The sequence below is a fragment of the Psychroserpens sp. SPM9 genome, from assembly GCF_025153525.1.
Lineage (GTDB): Bacteria > Bacteroidota > Bacteroidia > Flavobacteriales > Flavobacteriaceae > Psychroserpens.
The window spans coordinates 50,680-69,638 of record NZ_JANZNR010000007.1 but is presented as its reverse complement, the minus strand read 5'-3'; the positions used below and the strand labels follow the sequence as shown (position 1 = coordinate 69,638).

Here is an 18,959-nt window from a genome sequence, read left to right as displayed (position 1 = left end):
GCTGTGGATCCTTTCTTTTTTTAATTAGTAATCTTATAAAGTTAACTTTGTTTTAGTCGTATCAAAAACAGTATTCTTACAGATTTGAACTGCTTTTAGAGATTCTCTATAAAGTTACAAGTTAAATTAATAGGGCCTTGGAATAATTTCTTAAAATAACGTCCGTTTAATATATTAACTCGTATATAACATACGACCAACCATTAAAATCTATTTATGTCATTTAACTTAAAGTCCGTTTGGCTAAAACGTCTTTTTAAAGCCATATTGGCTGGAATAGCAACACTTGTATTATTTTGGTTTTCGGTGTATATCGGACTCTGGGGTGCTTTACCTTCAGAAGATGACCTAAAAGATATCAAACAGGCTGAAGCGACTGTTTTATTAGATGCGAATCGTGAATTATTAGGCAAATATTTTATTTTCGACAGACAAATTGTTGCGTATCAAGACTTGCCTAAACATTTGGTTGATGCTTTAGTTGCCACCGAAGATGCTCGGTTTTATGAACATAGTGGTGTGGATTATACCAGTTTGTTTCGCGTGTTTTTTAAATCGATTTTAATGCAGGATAATTCCTCTGGAGGCGGAAGTACCATCAGTCAGCAATTGGTTAAAAACATCTATGGAAGACAAGATTATGGCTGGTTTTCTATGCCTGTTAATAAAGTCAAAGAGATGATTGTTGCCAAGCGTTTTGAGCGTTTGTATTCTAAAGAAGATATCATCACTTTGTATTTAAATACGGTTCCTTTTAGTGAAAATGTCTTCGGAATTGAAAGCGCCTCTCAACGTTTTTTCAACATACAAACCAAAGATTTAGACTTAGCGCAATCGGCAACACTCGTAGGGACATTAAAAGCGACTCATGGTTACAATCCGAGATTATTCCCAGAACGCAGTCAGTTAAGACGTGATGTGGTATTGCAACAAATGGAAAAAAACGGATATATCACTGCTGATATTCGAAAAACAACCAGTGACATTCCTTTAGAAACCGATTACAGAAAATTTAACCATAATGAAGGTGTTGCCCCATATTTCCGTGAAAAAGTACGCTTAGAAGTCAAACATTTACTCGATAGTTTGAATAAAAGCAATGACTTTGATTATGATTTATATAAAGACGGTTTAAAAATATATACCACTATCGACATTGCTATGCAACGCTATGCCGAAAACGGGATGCGAGAACATATGGCCACTTTGCAAAAGCAATTTGAAAAGGCTTATGGCACCAATGCACCTTGGTTAAAACAAACATCTTTAATTGAAAACAGAATCAAAAATTTAGAGCTCTACAAAACTTTAAAACAAAAAAAATGGACCGATAATCAAATCCTTGATAGTTTAAATACTGAAGGGAAATTCAGGTTATTTTCATGGGAAGGCGATGTTGTGAAAACTGCTTCTGTTATTGATAGCTTAAAGCATATGATGAAGTTTTTAAACGCTGGATTTGTTGCTGTCGATCCAGGTTCGGGCGCCATTAAAGCTTATGTTGGTGGTATCGATTTTGAGCATTTTAAGTATGATCATGTCTCCGCTTCCAAACGACAAGTTGGCTCAACCTTTAAGCCTTTTGTGTATACCGCTGCTTTAGAAAATGGAATTGAACCTTGCTCTTATTATCCGGTTAAAGCGATTACTTATACCAATCAAAGCGGTTGGACACCAACTAATGGTGGCGTTGAAGAAACCGACAGACATCTCAATTATTCTATTGAAAAAGCGATAAGTGAATCGGTTAATACCATTGCGGTTAAAGTACTTGAAGATGTAGGAATTGCAACCGTAATTAACCAAGCTCAAAAGATGGGAATTTCTTCTGAATTACCTAAAGTGCCATCATTAGCGCTTGGGACAGCCGAACTATCGATGTTAGAACTCATTAGCGCTTATACAAGTTTTGCTAATGAAGGACGTGTTTCAAAACCATTCTATATCACTAAAATAGAAGACAAATCGGGACGTGTCATTTATGAGCGTCCAGAAACGAAGCCGATGCCTGAAGCTTTTTCAGAAGCAACACGACAAGCCATGATTGAGATGATGAAAACGACAATCAATTCGGGAACGGCTCAACGTATGCGTTCACGTTACGGACTTCAAAACGATTTGGCAGGAAAAACAGGGACGACGCAAAATAATAAAGATGGCTGGTTTGTTGGAATTAGCCCAAAACTGGTTATGCTATCCTGGGTTGGTAATGACGACCATAGGATTGGATTTAGTCATACCTCAATTGGTCAAGGCGCGAATTCGGCTTTGCCAATTACGGCTTTATTTTTAAAACAACTAAATCAGGATAAACAATTTAATAGCATCACGACGGCAAAATTTGAAGCGCCTTCAGAAGCGGTTAAAAAGGCACTGGCTTGTGAGGCTGAAAAGCGCGACGGATTTTTAAAACGCATCTTCAAAAAAGACCGTAAAGAGCGCGAGTTTGATACGGCATCCGAAGATGACGAAAAGACAAAGAAAAAAGGCTTGTTTAGCTTCTTAAAAAAGAAGAAAAAGAATTAAGCGATTTTAGATTACAAATCCTTTTGGAATGGTAACCCCTTTTTTAATGACTACAATACCGTCTTTTATCAAATATTGATCGGTTTCAGTATTTTCTAAATGCTTGCCGCCATTTATTCGCACATCATCAGCAATTCTACAGTTTTTATCAATAATGGCATTTTTTATAAAGCAGCGTTCACCTATTCCTAGTAAGACTTCAATTTTGTTTTTATCAATTTCCTCGAGAGTTTCGTAATGATCACAACCCATCATATAGGTATTGATAACTGTAGATTCTTTACCTATTCGTGAACGAATCCCGATAACCGATTTTTCGATTTTCGCAGCACTAACAATACAGCCTTCAGCAATAACTGATCTTACTAAGGTGGTTCCAGCTATTTTGGTCGTTGGCAGCATTCTTGCTCTGGTATAAATACGCTTTTTCTTATCGTATAAATCAAATTTAGGAATGTCATCTGTGAGCCCAAGATTCGCTTCAAAAAAGGAATCTATGTTTCCAATGTCTGTCCAATACCCTTCATATTGATAGCTTAAGGTTTTATGTTTTTCAATACTTTGCGGAATGATTTCCTTTCCGAAGTCATTCGTATCAGGATTTTCCATGAGTTGAGTAAGTAAATCCCTATTAAAAATATAAATACCCATCGAAGCCAGATAATGACGCCCTTGTTTTTTCATATCGTCACTAACTTCCGAAGTCCATTCTGGAAGTAAACTCTTATCTGGTTTTTCAATAAATGAGGTAATGGTATTGGCATCATCCGATTTTAAGATGCCAAACGATGTGGCTTCTTTAGCAGTCACTGGAATTGTAGCAATAGAAATTTCAGCATTATTTGCTTCATGAGCCTCAATCATTTTATCATAATCCATCTGGTATAATTGGTCTCCAGAAAGAATTAAAAAATATTTAAAATCATGTCTTAAAAAGTGATGCATGCTTTGTCGTACAGCATCGGCGGTTCCTTGAAACCAAGTCTTATTGCCAGGTGTTTGTTCGGCAGCTAAGACGTCGACAAAAGCTGAACTAAAGAAACTAAAGTGATAGGTGTTTTTAATGTGGCGATTTAATGATGCCGAATTAAATTGTGTCAAAACAAACATGCGTTTGATGTCTGAATTGATACAGTTGGAAATTGGAATATCCACCAATCTATACTTTCCAGCAATTGGAACTGCTGGTTTCGAACGCTCGGCTGTTAAAGGATATAACCTAGACCCTTGTCCGCCACCTAAAATTATTGCTAAAACATCGTTATTTATCATAGTTTTTATATTACAGATTGGTATAATTCTTTGACTTGAAGCGCTATAGATTTCCAGTCAAAATGGGCTTCAACACGTTGGCGTCCTTTTTTAGCCATAGACTGTCGTAAGTCTAAGTTACTAATTAATTTGTTAACACCATTGGCTAAGTCTTTGGAGAATTTTTCGGGATCCACTGGTTCAAAAGGGGCTTGTTGTTGTTGCTCAACAGGAATGAGTAAGCCTGTTTCGTTATGTACAACTACTTCTTTAATACCACCAACAGCACTGGCTACAACCGCTGTGTGGCATGCCATAGCTTCAATGTTTATAATACCGAAAGGTTCATAGATGGAAGGGCAACAAAACACATCGGCATGAGAATAAAACTGAATAATGTCTTTCTTATTGAGCATTTCTGAAATCCAGATCACATTATCTCGATCTTTTTGAATTTCGGCTACACGCTCTTGCATTTCGAGTTCTATGTCTTTAGTATCTGGTGCACCAGCACACAATACAATTTGAGTGTCTTTATCTATATATTTAATAGCATTTATCAAATGAATAATACCTTTTTGCCTTGTGATTCGTCCAACAAAAAGCACATAAGGTTTACTAGTGTCTAAATGATAACGCTCTAAAGCTGAAGTCTCTGAAGTTACCTGGTATTCGTCCAGATTGATGCCATTGTATATAACTTTAATCTTGTCTTTTTCAACGTTGAAATGTTTTAAGACATCAATTTTTGTTTCTTCAGAAACGGCAATAATCGCATCTGCCATTTCTATGGCTGTTTTCTCAATCCATGATGAAGCATCGTAACCTTTTCCGAGTTGTTCTCTTTTCCAAGGACGTAGTGGTTCTAGCGAATGTGTTGTAACTACTAAAGGTGTGCCGTAGCAGAGTTTTGAAATGATTCCAGCAAATTGGGCATACCAGGTGTGACAGTGAACCACATCGGCATCGAATAAACCTGTATTCATTCTAATACAGGTCTCCATGAATTTAAAAATAGGTTTTAAATTTTCTTTGGAATCAGATACATCTAAAAGTTCAGACGAAAATCCTTTAACAGTTAGTTGTCCCGATTGGAGGTCTTGATCGCCAACGCATCGGACTTCAACTTCCATTAAGTTTGCTAATTCACTAGCTAAGTATTCGACATGTACACCTGCGCCTCCGTAAACGTAAGGAGGAAATTCTCTAGTGTAAAAAACAACTTTCATATTTGGTGGTTTTGGTTGAGCTAAGTTCGTGGTAATTATGCCATCACCTTTTAAATAAAAGTAAAGAGTGGGTTAACGAATTGGCTAATTACTAAGTTAATGATAACTGGTATAAATTTAGAATAAGTTTTTTAAATTATTTAACTTCTTTAAAACACTTATCAATGGGGCCTGCAGTTTCTATTCGGTATATTTCACCAATTTTTGCGGCTTTATTTGCTCTAATATTGCTTAAAGAAAAGGTGAAATACTTACAGTGGATTTGCTTTATCATAGCGTTTTCAGGCGTACTTATTTTAAAAGGTTTTGATTCAAATCTTAACGGATTAGGATTACTCTATGCACTGCTATCCGCATTTTTTACAGGACTGGTTTTTATTATCATCAGAAAAATAGGCAACAGCGATCATCCCGTAGTTGTGGTGAATTATTTTATGATAATTGCCGCGCTTTTTGGAGGGATTTTAGCCATTTCAGAATGGACCAACCCTTCAGGTATAGAATGGCTAATTTTATTGAGTTTAGGTGTTTTTGGTTACTTTGGTCAATATTATATGACTAAAGCCTTCCAGATTGGAGAAGTTAATCAAGTCGCGCCTTTAAAGTATATTGAAGTCATTTTTACAATGATTATTGGCGTCATCTGGTTGGATGAAATTTATTCAATGATTAGCTTAATCGGGATTTTATTAATTCTCATCGGACTCCTATTAAACTTCATGGTTAAGCGGTGATTGTGTTTCGTTATTTTATTAAAATTGACGCTTTTTTTAATAGTCTAGACTAAAAGTTGTCACCTAAAAACATAAAACCCTGTAAATAATCAATTTACAGGGTTAATTGTGGAGTCGGAGAGAATCGAACTCTCGTCCAAACAAGCTATTAAAGAGCTTTCTACACGTTTATTCTATTATTAGGTTTTCGATGTTAAGCTGGCAAAAGACAACCTACTCAACACTTAGCTTTTTAATCTCGAAAGTGCATCAAAGCGCTACACCATCTAAGTTAATATTTACGATGCCTCTATTAAGAACGCCATTAACCAAGGCTTTCTGGAGACATTTAGCTTTCCTACCTAGTAGGACGTGGCTTAATCTTACTGTAATTCAGATTAGGCAGCTAAAGCGTAGTTATTCTCGCCGTTTAAAAAGTTGACCTAGCCTTTTACGTGTTTCAAAGTCATTACACGACGTGCTTACCGTTTAATGAGTCTCGCTGTCAAAACCAGTCGACCCCATTCTAATGAGATAGTAAATTTTAATTTACGTCCTCGATTTCATCCCAAACACATTTCAGGATGTCATCTGTATCTCTGTTAGTAATTTATTATAGCGTTCCCTTTCAGGTCAGGCTCTCACTACTCGCTCTCTACGAGGAGCTCAAACAAACCGTTCCATCCTTAACGCACTTCACCAACGCTTAAAGCTTATATGCTTCGTAGCTTTAATGAAGGAGTGCAAAGTTATCAAAAAGTTTGTATAACCCTACATTTCATAGTATTTTCGTGCAAAAAGTATTCCATACTTGAATTGACAGTAGTTTCAATTCATTTTGTTTATTATTCGAATAGTTGCGCTTATATACCAAACCGAAATAGCCAGTATTATAAATACTTTAATCCAATTTTCGTTTGAGATGTAACCGTCTGATAGTATTAATTCAAATAAAAAAGCGAAAAATAAAATTGACGAAACACAAGCAATTGTTCCGTAAATTAGAAGTATAATACCTTTTTTCATTTTTAATAATAGATGATTATAAATATATGAAATTCGCCATCATAAAAGAACGTAAAAATCCGCCAGATCGACGTGTGGTTTTTTCTCCCGAAAAATTAGCCGAAGCAAGAGCTCTGTTTCCACAAGCCGAGTTTGTTGTGGAGTCTTCAGATATTCGCGTGTTTTCAGACGATGCCTATAGAGCACAAGGCTTTACAGTAACTAACGATGTGTCAGATTGCGAGGTGATGATTGGTGTAAAAGAAGTGCCTTTGGACCATTTAATTCCGAATAAAAAATATTTTTTCTTTTCACATACCATAAAAAAACAACCTTATAACCGGAAGTTGTTACTAGACATGCTTGATAAGCATATCGAAATGTACGATCACGAAACCATAGTTAAGCAAAGCGGAGCAAGATTGATAGGTTTTGGACGCTACGCTGGTTTGGTTGGTGCTTATAACGGATTTAGAGCTTTGGGTTTAAGAGACCAATTGTTTGAATTGCCTAAGGTAGAAACGCTCGCCGATTTAGACGCTGTTAAGGCCGAATTAGATAAAATCAAATTACCAAATATCAAAATACTTCTCACCGGAACAGGAAAAGTGGCCTATGGTGCTAAAGAAATTTTAGACCATTTAAAGATTAAAGAAGTTAGTGATGCCTTGTATCTCACATCGCAATTTACCGAGCCTGTTTATGTCATGGCAGATGTCATGGAATACGCCAAACGTAAAGATGGTAAAGTAGGTGATAAGTGGGAGTTTTACAAAGACCCTTCAGGTTATGAGAGCAATTTTATGCCTTATGCCAAAGAAACCGATTATTTTATAGCAGGCCATTTCTATGGCAATAATGCTCCTTATTTGTTTACAAGAAACGATGCCAAACAGTCAGATTTTAGAATCAATTTGGTGGCAGATGTTTCCTGTGATATTGATGGTCCTGTGGCTAGTACGATAAAGCCATCTACAATTGCAGATCCGTTTTATGGCTACGATCCGCAAACCGAAAGCGAAGTCGCTTTTGATGCCAAAGATGCAATAACTGTTATGGCTGTCGATAATTTGCCTTGCGAATTACCAAAAGATGCCAGTGAAGGTTTTGGCGATATGTTTTTAGAACATGTCATTCCAGCATTTTTTAATGGTGACGAACGCGGCATCTTAAAACGTGCTAAAATCACAACGGCTGATGGTCAATTAACAGCACGTTTTAAATACCTTCAAGACTATGTCGATGGTGAGTAGTAAGTAAGTACTTCATTTAAATCATTTGTGTAGGCTATCGCTTCAACGTAAAATGGCCATGATGAATTTTACCATTAGATCGTACAACTTTAAACCAATAATCTGATTTAGGTAAAGGCACACCATTATAAGTGCCATCCCATCCTTTGTCGGTAGACTTTAGTTGTGCCAGTTGTTTTCCGTAGCGATTAAAAATATAAACTTCAATGGCTTCGTCTTGTCGCGAATTAATAATTTGCCAATAGTCATTATAACCATCATTGTTAGGGGTGAAAAACTTATTGTAATAGAGAAGAAATAATGGGTCGCTACTCACTTCTTCTAAACAATTTACCTCTCTTACATAAGCGATATAATCAGCCAATGGTAAATTAAAAAACTGAGGCGAACTTTGATAATTGATACCATCTACAGAGTATTCATAAGCTCCTTCTTCCTCAAGAATAATTTCAATTGAGTTGTGGTCTTGGCTCCAATCGATAACGTTTACTTCTTGAATAATAGGAGGCGGATCGGGTATTTTTACTGAAATAACTGTTTGCGATTCGCAAGTAAAATCACCAAAATCTTTAACAACATACAAAACGTAATCACCTATAGTGTTTACGGTAATGCTTTGCGTGGTTTCTCCTGTAGACCATTCATAACTTGTAAAACCATCAGGCGCATTTAGAGTAATTGTGGTTCTGTCATCACATATATAATAATCTGAAGGCAAATCGATTGTTATAAATTCTGGGGTAACGATATCAAAATGAGCAATATCGTAACAGGTTGTGTTTAATGAGTTTTCTAATCGGGCCCATACGGTTTTCGAACCTAATTCAGGTATGTACTCTATCACTTTATTGTCTTTTAATAAGGCGTCAGTTTCAGTAAAATAATAAGAAACAGAATAGATATTTGGATCTAAACCATTGAGGATATCTTCGTTATAATCTGAAAAGAAAATTGTAGTGTCTTCTTCAAAACAGGCATATATATCATCCAATTCAGTAATGTTGGGTGTCGCATATATAGTAATCTCTTTGGTTTCTGTATAGAGTAAATCCCCAGAATAGAGATCGGTCACCACCACCGAAACCGTGTAGGTTCCAGGAGCTGCATAGGTATGTGAAACATGTTCCTCAGATGCAGTGGTTCCATCGCCTAAATCCCAATGGTACAAAGGCCGTCCAATAGAAACGCTACAGGTTAACTCTGTGGTTTCTCCTTCACAGATATTGATAAACGAAATGCCTTCTGGATATTTAGGCAATAGAAATGTTGGTAAATCTAAAAGTGTCGAACCACTCAGACTTAGCACATTGGGATTATAATTACAGCCATCACCAATCACATTCGGATTTTGAATCGCACCAATATAAGGTTTTCTAGTCTCGACACTAAACACCTGGCCGTCTGGACCGCGTTTTAAATAAGGGTAATGCGAAGGTGTTGTAGTAATGTCTATTCTTGGTGGAATATTATCTAAATCAGATAAATCGTACTGTTGTATCCCATCAAATAAATACGTAGTATAAAGGACTTTACTATTAGGCGCAAATTCCACACTGGTAAAAGCCCCGTCATCAATAGTTAATTCGGTTTCTTCTTCTTCATAAATCAAATCCAACTTGCCGGTTAAGTCATTAAATGTCAGAATAAATAATTTTTTAAGAACAGGAAACCCTGCAGCAATGAGTTTGTTATCAGGCGATATTTCCATCACTCCAAATTGTGTGGCATTACCATCAAAAAAACTGATGCCTTCATTAGATGTTACTGGTGTATTTGAGATACCGTTTTCTGTAATTAAATAAGAAAGATAAGTGCCTTCGCGTATCACAATTAACCATATATCTCTACCATTTGCATGCCTGGCAGTGACCATGTGTTGACCAACTCTGCTTGTTAATAATATATGTTTTTTGTCTGGAACTAATCCGCCTAAACCATCATCGAGTGACATGTCTACCACAGAGTAGCTTAATTTTTGTCTAATACCATCATAAATGGTTACAAAGACATAGTATCTATTAGGATTGCCAGGATCACGAGCTACTGCAGCCTGCGATTCACGAACGGCATATTCATCTGTTGGAGAGTTAAGTAAATTTTGATGTAGTTTATTTCTGAAAATTCGACCATCAGAATAGAACATGAGGTTTCCATCTTCGTCATTGGCACAGATAATATTATCTGGACCTTCAATCATTCCAAAAGCGATTTGCCTTTCGATGGAATTGTCATCCAAACTGCTGTAGTTGCTACCGTCGTATTTCATACCTGAGAGCAAGCCAAAATACCATTGATTTCTTTCCTTTTGAGCTTGTAAGCATTCCAAAGGCATAAGAGTCAATAGCAAAATACAACAGAGCTGTAATACTTTGTTAGTCTTTAATGTCCTATCCATGTTAGGGTCAATATAGCAATAAATATAGAAACATTCCTACATCTTAGACGCTTGTATTTTAAATTCGTTTAATAACAAATTAAAACCTAAATAGGGTAGTATTCAGTAACTTGAGAATTGATTGCGTTTAAATCTAAATAGAAATAATGGAGGGTATCTTTGTTGTCAAACTCACCATTTTTATCACTGTCTTCAATGCTCTTAAAATAGAGTTTTTTGGCTTCAATAATAATTTTCCATTGCTTTAAATCTTGATTGTCGGGCGACAATTTTCTAAAAGCAGTTCCGTCTAAATTACTCATATAAAGGGACTCTAAATCTTTGTAATTAAGAACGCCATCTACATTCGTGTCTTTGTCATAAACAAGGTAAAGAAAATAACCCTGTGCTGTTGCTTCGAAGACTTCACGTAGGAAATTCATAGAACTAATACAGATCTTTTTGTCTGTTAGAGGTTTTAGCGCATTTGAATCTATATGCTGAAATTTGATATTAGACATCAATCCACGGATTTGATTTCTTGTATGATTTACAGTTGAAAAGCTATCAGACTCATAACTGCTGGATTTAAAATAATCAGACCTGTTTTTAGATTTGATATAGTTCCCAATTGGATGAATGATAATTGAAGTGCTATCGATGAGAATTGGTAAGTCTGCAATTGCTACCGTTTTTTGTTCACTGAGTGCTTCAGTGCTAGTTTTTGTGTCGTCGACCACTTTTCGACGATCTTGTTTTTTACACGCTAAACAAGATAAGAAACACAAGAGTATAAGGCTGTAATATTTCATGATTAGTTACATTTAGAATTAGAAAAAGCTTTTAGTAGCCAATAACTAATGGCTAAAAAAGAGGCAAAGGTTAGAGTGAAAATCCAGGCTTCAAGGTTAGGTTCAAAAATAAGTTGAAACATATCAGAGAAAATACCTAGTGGATTGTTTATAATTTCCCATGAGTTATACCTTAGAAACCTTCCGAGGTAAATACCAAAAGCTGTTAGGCCAAAAACAGACAACATTATCGGGACAATAAATTTTGGCTTAAGTTGCTGCTTTAATATTGTTTCCATATCAGAAAGCGATAAGAAAAACAGAATCAATCCGTTAAAAGCAAACGATAAAATAACCAATACATCCAGCCACATCAAATGACGTTCAGAATGCATTAAATGTAGCAAATCGGTGACAATGTATGGAGCGTTTGGCAAGAATAATAACCAGACGCCAAAAGAAACAAACAGAGTTAGTTTGCTAATTTTAGATGTCGTTGCCAAGCCTGTTGTAATAGCAAACGGAATACAGGCCAGAAACAAATTCCATACTAAAAACAATAAATAAAATGACTGATGTAGCTTCATTCTAATCATAAGCAATACAATACTCAATACCATAGAAATAGTGAGCAATGATAAGATTCTAAACCTGTTGAAAATAAGTGTTTTTATGGTTTCCATGAGATGCTAATTTTAGTGTCTATTAAATAAATGGTAATCACGCCTAGCGTATAGGCGATAAGGTCTGTAATTTCAAAAGTGCTGCCTAAAATAATGACAGCTAATGAACTCTGTCTTAAGTTTAAATAATCGAGGAGATTGAACCATTGTAAAAATTCAATTAAAAAGGCAAAAGCTAAAACAGCAATAGCAATTTTTAAAGGTTTGACTTTGATAAAACTTTTGATAGCGCAATACATTAAAATGACCACCAAAAAATCACCAAAGGTGTGTCTTATAAAACCTTCGGATAAAAATACTGCAATACAGACTTCTACTGAAAATAGCAGCAGACTTGAAGCAAAAAAGGGTTTGTTGAATTTGATGGTCATTTGATTTCTATGGGATCTCCAAAAAATTTAGGTTCTACATTAAATAAAATATCGCTCGATGCTTTAGCTCTGGCTAGGTATTCTCTAAGCTGAACTTTTAACCCATAACGTCCCGAAACATCTTTTGCATTAAAAGCAACCGCATTAATAGCGTTGTGACTGGCTAAATAAAGTGCACGTTCATTGTGAAATTGTTGTGATATTATAGTGATAGATTCTTGACCAAAAATGGCCTTGGCTCTAACTACAGAATCTAAAGTTCTAAAGCCAGCGTAGTCTAAGACTATACGATCTTCAGGAATTCCTCTTGCTATTAAATCCTCTTTAAAGGTGGTAGGCTCATCGTAAGATTTACTGCCATTATCTCCGCTAATGAGTATAAAATCTATTTTATTAGCATTAAACAAGGCTACTGCAGCATTGATACGGTAAGTGTAATAGAGGTTGATATTTCCGTTTGATAAAAATTTAGAAGTTCCTAAAAGTAAACCTACTTTATTCTTCGGAATCGTATCAACAGTACTATAAAGTTTGTCTTTAGCTTGATAACTAATCCAGTAATTGGTGAGTAAAAGTGCTGTTACTATAAGTAGTGCTAATAAGGCGAGCCATTTAAGTTTTTTTGTCATTTTAAATAAGGATTTTAATAACTAAGTGATAATACAAATAAGCTATTGGAATATTAAGCAATAAAACGCCTATAGATTTTAAGGTTTTTATGCGGTTGGTTTTAAAAATTAATACGCCTAGTAAAATTAAAACAATGATACCATTAAATACTATTGAAAATAACACATAATAGAGTCCAAATATTGTAATGCTATATCCTTTTTGATAACAAAGTTGTAGGATTAAAAGCAGGGTTCCAAAACACAAAAAGATAAAGGCTGTCCATAGCGCCATTTTTAGTCGATCTATTGCCATGATATTTTCAGCTTTTTTTGTTGTGAATCCGTGAAAACAGCAGCTCTTAAATCGGTAATATTAACCGGTAATAATTCCTCATAATTAAAGTGATGAAATGGATTAGCTTGTTGTCCTAAGCGATAAGATTTGTAATAATACTTATAATAATCGGGAAGAATGATAATGCCTAAAATCATAGCGCCATACAAGTATAAACTGCGTTTTCCGTTACCATAGCAAAGGCATTGCAAAGCAATTTCATCCTCTACTTTAATACCAAAACCAGTTAAGGTGTGGTAAGCATCATGACGTTCTACTTTAGGAATGAGTTCAAAATGATGTTCTGTTAAAAACAAACCTAAATGATAGCCAAAAGAATTCTTTGGAAAGTTTAATAAATCACGACGTGAGACATTCCAAGGTTCATGAGATTTAAAGTAACGTGTGTACACTTTTTGTGTATGTTCAAAAAGCCATTCAATAACTTGTTTTCTATAGCGCTTAAACTGTTTCATTTTGGATTGGCTTTTGCAAACCAAACCCAAGATTGATTTGTCGTGATAAAGGCTGAGGTGAAAAATGCAATAATGAAAGACTCAAAATCTGCCAAAACTATCACAGAAATACTTATTCCAAAGCAGATAATTGTATAGTAGGGATGCCATGTTTTAAAGACTTTAACCGGATTTGCTCCTTTGGTTTTTGCTGTCCAAAAAAACGGACAAATCGTTAGAACAATCACTAATGAAGTGCAGAAAAAAACAGGAATTACAGATAGTATTACAAATGGTAAAGCATTAAATTCTATGGGTTCAATCGCTATAACAGCCCAAAAAATAATGGTTGCCAGACTACAGGATTTTGCGAGATTGGAAGGGACATTCATCTTAATCTGAAGTTTTAGGATCTAGTTCAACATTAAAATTTTCATAACTATATTCTTGCCATGCTCTTATATTGAGCTTATTGATATAGGCTCTGTATTTGGTGTCAATCCTGTTTTTGTTTTCATCAGAAATAGCGATGTCGTCCTTTTTTTGATATAGTAAAATGGCATTTCTATCCGAAAGTTTGATGAGGTAATCCATATCAAAAGCAGCAGCGTGGTTGAGATTGTATTTGGTGATGATACGATCCCAATTAATAGTACTACAAAGCAAAAGAACGATAAAGGCAATTTGTGTATTTCTTCTAAAGAGGAAAACCATGTTTTTTATATTCATCACCTTTAAAAAGGTGGTAACAAGCCCAACAAGTGTCAAAAAGATATACACATGAACCCCAATACGTTTGTAAGTCAAACCAAAGGATGTGATATACGTTTGATTTTTAATGGCAATTAAAATTATGAGTAACACATTAAGTCCAATCCATAAAAACGTTAAGTTTTTCAAGGTTTTATTATCTGAATAGAAATTGAGGTCACCTCTAAAAAAGTAAAGAATAATGACAATTGCTATTAGAATTGAAGCAATGAGTGTGTTGATTCCACTATGAACCTGATTTGATAAGGCTGAAGCACTAGAAGTTTCAGTGGTGACCAAATAGGTGATATCTGTAATGATATAAAACAGAATTAGTAGGTTGAGAAGACCCAATAAAACGGTTCCTAATTGTTTTTCTTTTTTTAAGGTGTCTTCGGAAAATGAATCCGATTTAGATAAGTCATTATTAATTTTTAAATCTGTTGAAGTTGCAGGTTCTACAGTAAGAGGTTTCGAAATATTACTGAATAAAAAGTAGCCTAAAACGGTAAATAATACCCATTGAAAATTGATAAAATCAAAATTGATCATATTAACTAAATCACTAAACATGGGATTTCCATTTTTGTATAACAGAATGAAAATGATGATAAATACCAACGGAATCGCGATAAGCTTAATCCAATGAACGACATCGATATCCTTTTTCCAGTTTACTTTTTCAGCTTCAGAATCCACTTCAAAAGTTCTATAGAAAAATCCGGCAATACTCGTATATAAACCGTTGAGCCAATGCACGTAAATTGAGGTGTTGCTGTTAGAGATGGCGCCTACCAAAGTGAAAAATGCGACACAATTTGCAATAATAGCCAATGATGAATGCTGAATAAAGACTACTACAGCTGTGAGAAGGTAGGCAAGTGCGTGTAATACAATCCGTTTGTCCTTAATTTTTTTAGGCTGATATAAACCTAGGAATAAAATGGCCAGAACAGAAAAAATGCTGAGGTTGAGTCCGATATGCTTTCCGTAGAAAAGCATACTAAATAGTATTGAGGCGATAATGGTGAACAGTGGTTTCATAATTTATGTATTTAAAGTACTTTGTATTTCAAAGTGATTGATTAAAAAAAATGCGATGTGATGATTTGTGTTTTGAGATGTTCATAGCTTTGATCTGTTTTTTGTATGCTGATGGTAAAATGACCGACTTCAATACACCATCTAATTTGATGATTCGACTCATTTTGTACACAGAAATTAGAGGCTTCAACATTGAAATTTTTCTTAGTTCTAAAAGCCTAACAACCGTTTGAGGTGTTAGCATAATTTGAGTTTCAATGAGAAGCTTGAAACGTATAAGTCCTAAGTGTTTTCGGTATTGTTTATATAAATCTTTTGTGAAATCACTATTGTAAAGATGTTGTTTGATATGTGCATGACGCATGACTTTAAACGCTTCATAATCTTTAGGTAAATCCGAGATATGCATGCGTTTGCCAACTTCATAAAATACCTTAAAAACAGCTTCACGTTCCTGTCTTTCCAGTTTTCTCTCTAAAATTTCATAAGCACGTATAGAATAGTCAATAAGCATAAAGAGTACATCTTTATAAGCCCAGTTGGGAATGACCTTACCACGACTTTTTTCAACCGATCCATGTATAGCATTAATTTTGTCAATAGCATTAAAAGCAACTTGTTTTTCGGCAAATACGATGGTTCGAGCATAGGAAACCGTAGAGAATAAACGACCTAAAGGATCTTTTGGAAGTTGACCAGTAAAGTATAACCAATCTACAGCTTTGTTTAATGCAAACTCTGCAGAAGCTCCAGCAAAAATGAGTAGAATTGTATCGCTATCTCCCCAAATTTCTCGTACTATCGACTGTTTATCTACGAAATATTCCATTGGTTATCTTATTGTTTGTTTATCAGTTTTTCTAGAGCTTCAATATGTTTTTTAAATTCTGCTCTTCCGAGTTTAGTAGTCGAGTAGCGCGTGTTTGGCTTTCGGCCTATAAACTGTTTTTCAACTTTTATATAATCTGCTTTTTCAAGGGCTTTAGTGTGACTAGCAAGATTACCGTCTGTTGCACCAAGCATCTCTTTCAGCATGTTAAAATCAGCATATTCATTAACCATTAAAATTGACATGATGCCTAATCTAATGCGATGATCAAATGCTTTGTTTATGTTGTTGATGATGCTCAAATTGAATGTGTTGTGTTCTGTATAAAATTTTTAAAATTAAAAAGACTATAACTAATTTAACCGATCGTATTTAAAATGCATAATGGTGCCATAAATGATGTGGCAAACACCAAAACCTAAAGCCCAAAAGAATAATCCGTAACCTAAAAAATAGGTGGCTAATAAGCCAAGAATAATGACAGTAATTCCTAAATATCTAATATAACCTAATGTGTACTTACTTGCATTAACACAAGCCAAGCCATAAAAGATTAAGGTCAAAGGCGCTACAAAGGCATAGAGGTTTTTCTCCATAAGTAATAAAATGAAAATACCTCCAGCCGCTAATGGAATCATAAAATTAATGATCAATCGCTTAGAGGTAGAATCCCACATGCTTTCGTTTTGTTTCTTCGCTTTACTATAGCTAAATGCAATACCAGTAATTACCGAAAGTACAAATACACTCATAGCAATGATAAAAATGTTTAGAAGTTCTTGATCCGATACTACTAGAGCACGATAACCATCAAAATTGACAATATTATCTTTATAAATAATTTGGTAACCAAGGTAAGCGCCAATAAGCGCATAGATTCCTGCTAGCGTTCCAGATAAACCACTAATGGATAAAAAGCGAGATGATTTAGTCATCATGTTTTTTATCTCATTGATATCTTGTAGATAGTTTTTTGATTCCATAGTAAAGTACTTTGAATTACAAAGTAAATAAATATTATTGAATAATCGCAATTAAATTTTTGTTAATTTTAAATGTGTAAATAAATTTCACGATGAAACCAGCCGAAGCATATATATTAAAACAAGCCGAACCCTTCAGATCTATTTTGTTGCATTTGCAGATGCTAATTGAGCATACGTTTACTGAAGCAGAGCTGAAATACAAATGGCGTATTCCCTGTTATTATTTTGATAAGCGTCCTATTTGCTACCTCAATCAAAGCAAAGATTATGTCGATGTGGGTTTTTGGCACTCTGCTCATTTAACACAATATACCGAGTATATGGTGTCTGAAAATCGGAAAGTGGTAAGATCAATGCGTTATAAAACCTTAGATGCTATTGATGACGATCTTTTTATTGCGATTCTGAAAGAAGTAGAGAAACATAAAAATAAGTCCTTTCTCAAATAGAATTATAAATCTTTATAAACGATGTAATTTTCAAAAACGAGTCCTTTGAGTGACTTTTTTTGCTTTTTTTCAACTTCGTAAAAGTGTGAATCAAAAAAATCTAAAGCTGTGATGCTTACATCAGATTTAATCGTGTCAAAACCATTTATTGATACTTTTGATTCCATGATACGCAATAGTTTTGAGGCGATAGTACGTCTCTGAAAATCTTTATGCACAAACAAGCCATCTAAGTAATAGCCTTTGGTTAGGTAAGAAAAACCAACGATGGTCTCCCCAACATGAGCCACAATAAAATAGGTTTTTTTAATTCGTTCTTCCCATTTTTCAATATCATTGGCACCAGATGACCAGGCTTTTACTTGAGCTTCCGAATAATCTCTACTATTTACAGCTAAAATGGTGTCTCTAAAAATGGACGTAATTTCGGGTAAATCGTCTAAAGTTGCTTCCCTAATTTCGATATCGTCAATCATAAACTTATAAACTGTTGATGGTTTTTCTAATCGCAACCAAATTGGTGAGTAAGCGTTCTAAATTGTCTAAATGCAACATATTAGCACCATCACTTTTGGCATTGGCAGGATCAAAATGTGTTTCTATAAATAAGCCATCTACATGATTTACAATTCCAGCTCTTGCAATGGTTTCAATCATATCTGGTCGCCCTCCGGTTACACCAACGCTTTGATTGGGTTGCTGTAACGAATGTGTAACATCTAAAACGGTTGGCGCTATGGCTCGCATGGTTGGAATCCCTCTAAAATCAACAATCATATCTTGGTAGCCAAACATGGTGCCGCGATCGGTAATCCACGCTTTATCACTTCCAGAATCTTTGACTTTCTGAACGGCGTGTTTCATGGATTCCGGACTCATAAATTGTCCTTTTTTCAGGTTGACTACTTTGCCTGTTTTAGCAGCAGCAACAACCAAATCGGTTTGGCGAACCAAAAACGCAGGAATTTGCAATACGTCCACATAGGCGGCTGCGCGTTCTGCATCTGAAGATTCATGAATATCTGTAACTGTCGGGATATCAAAAGTCTGTGATACTTTCTGAAGAATTTTAAGCGCTTTTTCGTCACCAATACCAGTAAAACTATCAATTCGGCTTCGATTCGCTTTTTTAAAACTGCCTTTAAATACGTAAGGAATTTTTAAGGTATCGGTTATAGTAACTACTTTTTCGGCAATACGAAGCGCCATATCTTCGCCTTCTATGGCACATGGCCCGCAAAGTAAAAAGAAGTTGTCAGAATTTGTATGTTTCAGTTTAGGAATCTCGGATAACTGCATCTGTTT

At 35.1% G+C, this 18,959-nt stretch carries 19 protein-coding genes and 1 other RNA gene; 4 read left to right on the top strand and 16 right to left on the bottom strand.

What is annotated here, in order from left to right; genetic code table 11:
• Positions 1-216: 216 nt before the first annotated feature.
• Positions 217-2,526, top strand: coding sequence for a transglycosylase domain-containing protein (locus tag N4270_RS14050; RefSeq protein ID WP_260097977.1), 2,310 nt, complete (start codon positions 217-219; stop codon positions 2,524-2,526).
• Positions 2,527-2,532: 6 nt separating this feature from the next.
• On the opposite strand, the gene N4270_RS14045 is transcribed toward N4270_RS14050, so the two are convergent.
• Together N4270_RS14045 and glgA are read right to left on the bottom strand one after the other, a co-directional pair.
• Positions 2,533-3,798: a glucose-1-phosphate adenylyltransferase gene (locus N4270_RS14045; protein WP_260097976.1), complete on the bottom strand. Its 1,266-nt coding sequence runs from the start codon at positions 3,796-3,798 to the stop codon at positions 2,533-2,535.
• Positions 3,799-3,803: 5 nt separating this feature from the next.
• Positions 3,804-5,006, bottom strand: coding sequence for a glycogen synthase (glgA, locus tag N4270_RS14040; protein ID WP_260097975.1), 1,203 nt, complete (start codon positions 5,004-5,006; stop codon positions 3,804-3,806).
• Positions 5,007-5,128: 122 nt separating this feature from the next.
• Here glgA and N4270_RS17200 point away from each other — a divergent pair, with 122 nt between their 5' ends.
• Entirely contained in the window at positions 5,129-5,740 is a 612-nt protein-coding gene (locus tag N4270_RS17200) for a DMT family transporter (RefSeq protein WP_260098181.1), read from the top strand.
• 106 nt (positions 5,741-5,846) lie between these two features.
• On the opposite strand, the gene ssrA is transcribed toward N4270_RS17200, so the two are convergent.
• Positions 5,847-6,242, bottom strand: a transfer-messenger RNA (tmRNA) gene (gene ssrA / locus N4270_RS14030).
• A 529-nt stretch (positions 6,243-6,771) separates the two neighbouring features.
• Between ssrA and N4270_RS14025 the strand changes: the two genes are divergently transcribed.
• Positions 6,772-7,977: an NAD(P)-dependent oxidoreductase gene (locus tag N4270_RS14025; RefSeq protein ID WP_260097974.1), complete on the top strand. Its 1,206-nt coding sequence runs from the start codon at positions 6,772-6,774 to the stop codon at positions 7,975-7,977.
• Positions 7,978-8,011: 34 nt separating this feature from the next.
• On the opposite strand, the gene N4270_RS14020 is transcribed toward N4270_RS14025, so the two are convergent.
• The 11 genes from N4270_RS14020 to N4270_RS13970 all read right to left on the bottom strand — a co-directional run bounded on the left by N4270_RS14020 (position 8,012) and on the right by N4270_RS13970 (position 17,202).
• Positions 8,012-10,303, bottom strand: coding sequence for a T9SS type B sorting domain-containing protein (locus tag N4270_RS14020; protein WP_260097973.1), 2,292 nt, complete (start codon positions 10,301-10,303; stop codon positions 8,012-8,014).
• Between the two features lie 155 nt (positions 10,304-10,458).
• Positions 10,459-11,091 (bottom strand): hypothetical protein, encoded by a 633-nt coding sequence (locus tag N4270_RS14015; RefSeq protein ID WP_260097972.1) that lies wholly within the window; start codon positions 11,089-11,091, stop codon positions 10,459-10,461.
• Positions 11,092-11,165: 74 nt separating this feature from the next.
• Complete coding sequence (locus tag N4270_RS14010) at positions 11,166-11,825, bottom strand: DUF1361 domain-containing protein (protein WP_260097971.1); 660 nt, start codon at positions 11,823-11,825, stop codon at positions 11,166-11,168.
• Positions 11,813-12,196 carry a DUF2809 domain-containing protein gene (locus N4270_RS14005; protein WP_260097970.1) on the bottom strand — a complete coding sequence of 128 codons (384 nt, stop codon included), beginning with the start codon at positions 12,194-12,196 and terminating at the stop codon, positions 11,813-11,815. The genes N4270_RS14010 and N4270_RS14005 overlap by 13 nt, the downstream gene beginning before the upstream one ends.
• Positions 12,193-12,825: a vancomycin high temperature exclusion protein gene (locus N4270_RS14000; RefSeq protein WP_260097969.1), complete on the bottom strand. Its 633-nt coding sequence runs from the start codon at positions 12,823-12,825 to the stop codon at positions 12,193-12,195. The genes N4270_RS14005 and N4270_RS14000 overlap by 4 nt, the downstream gene beginning before the upstream one ends.
• A 285-nt stretch (positions 12,826-13,110) precedes the next feature.
• Positions 13,111-13,617: a Coq4 family protein gene (locus N4270_RS13995; protein ID WP_260097968.1), complete on the bottom strand. Its 507-nt coding sequence runs from the start codon at positions 13,615-13,617 to the stop codon at positions 13,111-13,113.
• Positions 13,614-13,988, bottom strand: a complete 375-nt coding sequence (locus tag N4270_RS13990) for a hypothetical protein (RefSeq protein ID WP_260097967.1) — start codon at positions 13,986-13,988, stop codon at positions 13,614-13,616. Before N4270_RS13990 ends, N4270_RS13995 begins: the two co-directional genes overlap by 4 nt.
• 1 nt (position 13,989) lies before the next feature.
• Positions 13,990-15,390 (bottom strand): DUF4173 domain-containing protein, encoded by a 1,401-nt coding sequence (locus tag N4270_RS13985; protein WP_260097966.1) that lies wholly within the window; start codon positions 15,388-15,390, stop codon positions 13,990-13,992.
• Positions 15,391-15,418: 28 nt separating this feature from the next.
• Positions 15,419-16,219, bottom strand: a complete 801-nt coding sequence (locus N4270_RS13980; protein ID WP_260097965.1) for an oxygenase MpaB family protein — start codon at positions 16,217-16,219, stop codon at positions 15,419-15,421.
• A gap of 8 nt (positions 16,220-16,227) precedes the next feature.
• Positions 16,228-16,521, bottom strand: a complete 294-nt coding sequence (locus N4270_RS13975; RefSeq protein WP_260097964.1) for a transcriptional regulator — start codon at positions 16,519-16,521, stop codon at positions 16,228-16,230.
• Between the two features lie 51 nt (positions 16,522-16,572).
• Entirely contained in the window at positions 16,573-17,202 is a 630-nt protein-coding gene (locus N4270_RS13970) for a hypothetical protein (RefSeq protein ID WP_260097963.1), read from the bottom strand.
• 92 nt (positions 17,203-17,294) lie between these two features.
• Here N4270_RS13970 and N4270_RS13965 point away from each other — a divergent pair, with 92 nt between their 5' ends.
• Positions 17,295-17,654: a DUF1801 domain-containing protein gene (locus N4270_RS13965; RefSeq protein WP_260097962.1), complete on the top strand. Its 360-nt coding sequence runs from the start codon at positions 17,295-17,297 to the stop codon at positions 17,652-17,654.
• Between the two features lie 2 nt (positions 17,655-17,656).
• Here the strand turns inward: N4270_RS13965 and N4270_RS13960 are convergent, their stop codons facing one another.
• Both N4270_RS13960 and kdsA read right to left on the bottom strand, forming a co-directional pair.
• Positions 17,657-18,130 carry a GNAT family N-acetyltransferase gene (locus tag N4270_RS13960; protein ID WP_260097961.1) on the bottom strand — a complete coding sequence of 158 codons (474 nt, stop codon included), beginning with the start codon at positions 18,128-18,130 and terminating at the stop codon, positions 17,657-17,659.
• Between the two features lie 4 nt (positions 18,131-18,134).
• A complete protein-coding gene (gene kdsA / locus N4270_RS13955) occupies positions 18,135-18,953 on the bottom strand; it encodes a 3-deoxy-8-phosphooctulonate synthase (protein ID WP_260097960.1) in 819 nt (272 codons plus the stop codon).
• Positions 18,954-18,959 lie beyond the last annotated feature (6 nt).